The organism is Brevibacillus choshinensis (assembly GCF_001420695.1).
Lineage (GTDB): Bacteria > Bacillota > Bacilli > Brevibacillales > Brevibacillaceae > Brevibacillus > Brevibacillus choshinensis.
On the sequence record NZ_LJJB01000013.1, the window covers coordinates 1193591 to 1200000 of the forward strand.

Consider the following 6410-nt stretch of genomic DNA (forward strand, 5'->3'; position numbering starts at 1 on the left):
AGAATCGGATAGCTTGGGTATCCGTCAAAACCGGATAACCTGGTCAAAAGAAGTCTGTATTTGCAGCGGGACGCCCTCGAGCGACAATAAATGCTCCTTGATCGGCAGCCCTCCACCGTAACCAACGAGTGCTCCATTTGAACCGATGACGCGATGACATGGGATGACGATAGGGATCGGGTTGCGATTGTTCGCTCCCCCGATCGCTCTTACCGCCTTTGACGCCCCTATAGCCAAGGCAATATCTTTATAGGAACGAGTCTCTCCGTATGGAATATCGGTCAGCGCGTTCCACACTGATTTTTGAAACGGAGTTCCATACAAGACGAACGGTAGGTCAAACTCCTTTCGCACTCCTGCAAAGTACTCCAGTAACTGCGTTTTTACAGCCTCGTTCCGGGCGTCGTCGCGTACGGGTGAGACTCCTAGAAACGTTTTTTTACACCATCGCTGCAAAGGTCCCAGACCACTCTGTTCGTCTTCAAACTGGATGTAACACAAACCTTCTTCGGTAGAAGCAAGCAACAACGGTCCAATTGGTGAGTTCATGGTGGTATACCCCAATACATTTGCCATCCAACGTTCCTCCCTTACCCGTATTCCTTGTTCTTTCTCGTGTCCTCCGTTACTTGCCAGTGGCGGTGTGCTCCTCGATCATTCTCAAGCCTTTCTCGACCTCTGCCAGTACTTCAGGGGCATCTTCACGCTCTTTTGCTTTGTCCAGCGCCACCTGGGCTTCATCACCGCCGATTTTCCCTAACGCCCAAGCAGCCGTCCCGCGAATGACAGGTCGCGGATCGCTCTCTAATAAACGAGAAAGTTGCGGAACAGCCGTCTTGTCCTTAAAATGAGCCAAGGCCAGAATCGCATTGCGTTGAATCGGCTTTTTCCCTCTCCAGGACGAGGATGAAAGGCCAAACTTCTCCTTGAACTCCTTATTACTCATATCGAGTAGCGGCAACAAGAGTGGTTTAGCGATCTCAGGATCAGGCTGAAATTCGGGATGATGCGTCGCATTGATGCGTCGGTTTTTTGGGCAAACCGTCTGGCAAGTGTCACACCCATACAGACGATTGCCGATTTTCCCACGAAATTCATCAGGAATGAAGTCCTTTACTTGTGTCAAAAAGGCAATACAGCGCTGCGCGTCCAGTTGTCCCCCTTGTACTAAAGCACCAGTCGGACATGCATCCACACAGATATTGCAATCCCCGCAGCCTTCTTCAATGGGATGATCTGCAGGCAATGGCAGATTCGTCACCAGCTCCCCCAAGTACACCCATGAACCAAATTCAGGGGTAATGATCGAACAATTCTTTCCTGACCATCCCACTCCTGCTCGCTCGGCCACTGCTCGATCTGAAAGCTCCCCTGTGTCCACCATGGATTCAATCCTGACGCCTGGTTCAAGCTGTGCAATGTATCCTGCCAGCTTGTCCAGCCTGTCACGCAACACATGGTGATAGTCCGTCCCCCATGCAGCGCGACACAATATCCCGCGATAGGCTCCAGGCTCCGACTTTGGTGGCTGCTCCAGCTTGGAAGGGTACGCCAGCGCGATCGAAATGAGTGAGCGGGCGCCTTCCACCAGCAGGCCTGGCTGTGTACGCTTATCTAGGTCCTGCTCTTCAAAGCCAGACTCATATCCCTTTTCCCGATGTTCGATGAGCCGTCCCTTTAAATCAATAAAGGGATCGGCACTAGCAAACCCAATCTTGTCGATTCCAATCTGCTTTGCATAGGCAATGATGGACTGCTTCGTTTGTTCCCAGTACTGCTGCTCGTTCACAGCTGCTTGATCGCTCCTGTCGCCAACTCATCACAGCGATTGTTCCACTTGTTGTCGGCATGTCCTTTTACTTTCACGTACTGCACCTTATGCGTGTCCATCAAACGAAGCAGTTCTTTCCACAAATCCTGATTTTCCACTGGCTGTCCCTTGCTGTTTTTCCAGCCATTTTTCAACCAGCCTTTGTACCAGTCCTGCAAAAAGCAATTGACCAGGTAAGCACTGTCACTGTACAAGGTGACTTGACAAGGCTCTTTTAAAACCGATAGAGCTTCAATAGCTGCCTGCAGCTCCATCCGGTTGTTTGTTGTATTTAATTCCGCACCAGACATTTCTTTTATATGCTGTCCGTACATCAGGACAGCTCCCCAACCACCCGGTCCCGGGTTGCCAGAGCATGCACCATCTGTATAAATTTGAACGTCACGTATCGTCATCTCCAGGGAATCCCTCCTCTGTTCTTCTATATTGTATCGAAGCTTAGTCGCTTCCACAAAAAAAATTTGTTATACTACCAAAAAATAGCTTTGAAAAGGAGTGACACATGATGAAAGTACAGCTGGACGCTACTGTGTCCGAACGCCTCCCTCAGCTTTCTCTGGGCATTCTCCACTACAGCGGTGCTTCCGTCAGCGACTCTCCCAAGATGCTCCAAGGCCGCATCAATTATTTTGTAGAAAGTCTTCGCCTCGAGCACGACTCGTCTCGCCTCACTGAAATCGAAGGCATTCGTGAATGGCGAGCCGCATTTAAGCAAGTCGGGACCGATCCATCCAGATACCGCCCCTCCTCTGAGGCATTGCTCCGTCGACTTTTGCAAGGAAATCCGTTTTTCTGGATTAATAGCGCAGTCGACATTAATAATTTCTTCTCCGTTCTTCACGCCCTTCCTTTTGGCATTTATGACCAAGACCAATTGGTTGGAGATGTCATTCTACGAGTGGGACAAAGTGATGATGTTTACGAAGGGCTAAATGGACGTGAGGTCAACATGGAAGGAAAGCTGCTGCTCGCGGACGAGAAAGGAGCTTTCGGAAGTCCGATCGTCGACTCCAAGCGCTCTTGTGTGGCTGAAAATAGCCGAAACCTCATACAAGTGATCTTTTTTCATGAACAAGTTTCCTCGCAAAAAAAGGACGAGATCCTCGGATCGGTAGGCCGCATGTTTACGGAGATTAACGGCGGTGATTTAAGTCGTTCCTATATCCTTCCTCTCTAAAAGAAAGACGGCCCGTCAAGCAGCGTGGCCGTCTTCTTTCTTTTGTTCGTCTCCACGTTTGCGGAATACAACATGTTCAAGTAGCAAGCAAACGATAACACCTAATAACAAGCCATTACCGAACAAGAAGCTGACAAGTGCAGGTAAGTGCTGCCATGCAGTCGAGGGTACGAACATGACACCAATCCCGACCAGCAAGGAACTTCCGCCTACCGTGATCGTCCGATCGTCCATTTTGACGTTCACATAATCCTTTAAACCGAAACCGAGCAGTTGTGTATAGGAAATGAACATCGCCGCATAAGCAACTGGTGTGGGAAGTGCAGCCAAAAAGTGTGAGACATACGGGAGCAAGCCAATTACCATGATGCCGACCATAGCCAGCATAAAAGGCAGTCGAGATGCCATGCGCGTCGTCTGAATGACCGCTGCCGCAAGAGAGAGGGGGATCATCCCGACCACTCCACCCAACCCGGATAAGAGATGGGATACACCTGTAAAGATGCCTCCACGGTTGTACTGTTCATTTGTCGGTACGGTATCGGTCGCTTTGCCCATCACTACCATGCTCGTCACCAGGTTAGTCAACAACACAAAGCCAGTCAGCATACTCGTCAGAATGACTCCCCAATCCCACCGAGGGGTTCCCCAGAAAAAGAGCGAAGGCAACGCAATCATCTGTTCAGCTGGTCGAACAGGCTCTGTCCAACCCATAATGGCATATAAGACCCATCCGATGACCATTCCAAACAAAACCGCAAAGCTGGAAAACCGTTTGGTCCGCATTACCATGATCACTAGCGCAACAATCGCGATAGAGACAATCGCAACTTTAGGAATGACCTCTTTGGAATGTTGAAATCCGATCCCCAGCATCCCCGCCAAAATGTTACTGCATAACGATACAGCCAACAGAATCATGTACGTTCCCGAGACGAGAGGCGTAAACCATCGCTGTAGCTTTCCAATCCAGCCCATTAAACCGAAGACCAAGAACAACAACCCAGCCATTCCTAGTCCGATCTGGAAGGATTGCCCGATCTCACGCGGTTGAAGACCTACACTCGTACCAATCTGAGCCAAAATAATAAAGATACCCCACCATAGACCTGCTGGTCCTTCCAGCATCGGATAACGGTGGCCAATCCATACCTGCAAAAGGGAAGCCAAACCAATAAAAAACATCGTCTGTTGCATCAGGTTGCCGATCTCATCCGGCCTTAGTCCATATACGTCACCAATCACCAAAGGAACCGCGACACTGCTGGAGACCGCTACGATCATCCATTGAAGGGCAGATAGAATGGTTGTGCCCACAGGGGGTTTGTCATACAAACCGTACTTCATCAAAACCACCTCGTTTTTCTTACTGACAATAGCTGCCCACGTATTCACTATGCCCGAAATGCCCTTGCTATTCTACTATCGATTTCAGTTTTTCAATTCGCACAAAGCAGAAAAAAACCCCGATCATCAAGGATCCTTGACATTCAGGGCTGTTTGTTAAGTATGGTGCCGGTGAAGGGACTTGAACCCCCACGGTTTCCCTCACGATTTTGAGTCGCGCGCGTCTGCCATTCCGCCACACCGGCAAGTACTATGGAGGAGGCACCCGGATTTGAACCGGGGATAAGGGTTTTGCAGACCCGTGCCTTACCCCTTGGCTATGCCTCCATATTGTAAGCATTCTTCTTATGAAGCTTATGGAGCGGACGAAGGGTCTCGAACCCTCGACCTTCGCCTTGGCAAGGCGACGCTCTACCAATTGAGCTACGTCCGCATATAAATGGCTGGGGTACTAGGATTTGAACCTAGGAATGACGGAGTCAAAGTCCGTTGCCTTACCGCTTGGCTATACCCCAATAAGTAATCCCCAACTATAAAAGTAATGGGGCGATCGATGGGACTTGAACCCACGAGTGCCGGAGCCACAATCCGGTGCGTTAACCCCTTCGCCACGACCGCCATATTTATCGCATTTTTTAAAAGTGGCAGGGGCAGTAGGAATCGAACCCACACCAAAGGTTTTGGAGACCTTCGTTCTACCTTTAAACTATGCCCCTACAATGGTGGCTCGGGACGGAATCGAACCGCCGACACGAGGATTTTCAGTCCTCTGCTCTACCGACTGAGCTACCGAGCCTCACGAAAAAGATTCCCACCATCTTCTTAGAAAGAAAATGGCGGAGCTGACGGGACTCGAACCCGCGACCTCCGGTGTGACAGACCGGCGTGAACTCCAACTTCACCACAGCTCCATATTAGTTTAAGAAAATTTGGTTGCACCCTACGGGTACTACTATCTTCCTTGAACTCGAAGTTTCTCGAGGAAGTACAAGGAATAAAATTGGTTGCGGGAGCAGGATTTGAACCTGCGACCTTCGGGTTATGAGCCCGACGAGCTACCGAGCTGCTCCATCCCGCGACAGGGACCTATTCGGTCAATTTATATAAGTGGTGGAGGCTGACGGGATCGAACCGCCGACCCTCTGCTTGTAAGGCAGATGCTCTCCCAGCTGAGCTAAGCCTCCACTATTCCCCAACAACAGTTGGGGTGTTCATAGGTGACCCGTAGGGGATTCGAACCCCTGTATGACAGCGTGAAAGGCTGCTGTGTTAAACCGCTTCACCAACGGGCCAATATGGCGGATGGAGTGGGATTTGAACCCACGAGACGGGTCGACCCCGCCTACACGATTTCCAATCGTGCTCCTTCGGCCGCTCGGACATCCATCCATATGGCTCCTCGGGACGGACTCGAACCGCCGACCGATCGGTTAACAGCCGATTGCTCTACCAACTGAGCTACCGAGGAACATTGAAGGTCGTACCTTCAAAACTGGATCTGCATGTTTGCTAAGAGTGTGGATAAGTCCTCGACCGATTAGTATTCGTCAGCTCCACGTGTTGCCACGCTTCCACACCGAACCTATCAACCTCATCGTCTATGAGGGGTCTTACCAGCTTGCGCTGTGGGAAGTCTCATCTTGGAGGGGGCTTCACGCTTAGATGCTTTCAGCGCTTATCCCGTCCGCACATAGCTACCCAGCTGTGCCACTGGCGTGACAACTGGTGCACCAGCGGTGCGTCCATCCCGGTCCTCTCGTACTAAGGACAGCTCTCCTCAAACTTCCTACGCCCGCGACAGATAGGGACCGAACTGTCTCACGACGTTCTGAACCCAGCTCGCGTACCGCTTTAATGGGCGAACAGCCCAACCCTTGGGACCTACTTCAGCCCCAGGATGCGATGAGCCGACATCGAGGTGCCAAACCTCCCCGTCGATGTGGACTCTTGGGGGAGATAAGCCTGTTATCCCCAGGGTAGCTTTTATCCGTTGAGCGATGGCCCTTCCATGCGGAACCACCGGATCACTAAGCCCGACTTTCGTCCCTGCTCGAC

At 50.9% G+C, this 6410-nt stretch carries 5 protein-coding genes, 13 tRNA genes and 1 rRNA gene (1 of these 19 cut by a window edge); 1 reads left to right on the forward strand and 18 read right to left on the reverse strand.

Annotated elements, in window-relative coordinates; genetic code table 11:
• Positions 1-24 precede the first annotated feature (24 nt).
• Genes AN963_RS25980 through rnhA form a run of 3 tightly spaced genes read right to left on the reverse strand, consistent with a single transcriptional unit; the run spans position 25 to position 2226 of the window.
• Positions 25-576, reverse strand: a complete 552-nt coding sequence (locus AN963_RS25980; RefSeq protein ID WP_055747411.1) for a methylated-DNA--[protein]-cysteine S-methyltransferase — start codon at positions 574-576, stop codon at positions 25-27.
• Positions 577-625: 49 nt separating this feature from the next.
• Positions 626-1789, reverse strand: coding sequence for a tRNA epoxyqueuosine(34) reductase QueG (gene queG, locus AN963_RS25985; RefSeq protein WP_055747412.1), 1164 nt, complete (start codon positions 1787-1789; stop codon positions 626-628).
• Entirely contained in the window at positions 1786-2226 is a 441-nt protein-coding gene (gene rnhA / locus AN963_RS25990) for a ribonuclease HI (RefSeq protein WP_055747413.1), read from the reverse strand. Before rnhA ends, queG begins: the two co-directional genes overlap by 4 nt.
• 110 nt (positions 2227-2336) lie before the next feature.
• On the opposite strand from rnhA, the gene AN963_RS25995 reads away from it, so the two are divergent.
• A complete protein-coding gene (locus tag AN963_RS25995) occupies positions 2337-3008 on the forward strand; it encodes a B3/B4 domain-containing protein (protein ID WP_055747414.1) in 672 nt (223 codons plus the stop codon).
• A gap of 15 nt (positions 3009-3023) precedes the next feature.
• On the opposite strand, the gene AN963_RS26000 is transcribed toward AN963_RS25995, so the two are convergent.
• The 15 genes from AN963_RS26000 to AN963_RS26070 all read right to left on the reverse strand — a co-directional run.
• Entirely contained in the window at positions 3024-4355 is a 1332-nt protein-coding gene (locus AN963_RS26000; protein WP_055747415.1) for a purine/pyrimidine permease, read from the reverse strand.
• A gap of 163 nt (positions 4356-4518) precedes the next feature.
• A tRNA-Leu gene (locus AN963_RS26005) sits at positions 4519-4600 on the reverse strand.
• A gap of 8 nt (positions 4601-4608) precedes the next feature.
• Positions 4609-4682: transfer RNA gene (locus tag AN963_RS26010), tRNA-Cys, on the reverse strand.
• A 30-nt stretch (positions 4683-4712) separates the two neighbouring features.
• A tRNA-Gly gene (locus tag AN963_RS26015) sits at positions 4713-4788 on the reverse strand.
• 7 nt (positions 4789-4795) lie between these two features.
• Positions 4796-4870 (reverse strand) — tRNA-Gln (locus AN963_RS26020).
• Positions 4871-4897: 27 nt separating this feature from the next.
• A tRNA-His gene (locus AN963_RS26025) sits at positions 4898-4973 on the reverse strand.
• A gap of 24 nt (positions 4974-4997) precedes the next feature.
• A tRNA-Trp gene (locus AN963_RS26030) sits at positions 4998-5071 on the reverse strand.
• 4 nt (positions 5072-5075) lie between these two features.
• Positions 5076-5151: transfer RNA gene (locus AN963_RS26035), tRNA-Phe, on the reverse strand.
• A 38-nt stretch (positions 5152-5189) separates the two neighbouring features.
• A tRNA-Asp gene (locus AN963_RS26040) sits at positions 5190-5266 on the reverse strand.
• Positions 5267-5356: 90 nt separating this feature from the next.
• Positions 5357-5433 (reverse strand) — tRNA-Met (locus tag AN963_RS26045).
• A 30-nt stretch (positions 5434-5463) separates the two neighbouring features.
• Positions 5464-5539 (reverse strand) — tRNA-Val (locus AN963_RS26050).
• A 34-nt stretch (positions 5540-5573) separates the two neighbouring features.
• A tRNA-Glu gene (locus AN963_RS26055) sits at positions 5574-5647 on the reverse strand.
• A 4-nt stretch (positions 5648-5651) separates the two neighbouring features.
• Positions 5652-5744: transfer RNA gene (locus AN963_RS26060), tRNA-Ser, on the reverse strand.
• A gap of 3 nt (positions 5745-5747) precedes the next feature.
• Positions 5748-5823 (reverse strand) — tRNA-Asn (locus tag AN963_RS26065).
• 49 nt (positions 5824-5872) lie between these two features.
• A 23S ribosomal RNA gene (locus tag AN963_RS26070) occupies positions 5873-6410 on the reverse strand (it continues 2390 nt past the right edge of the window).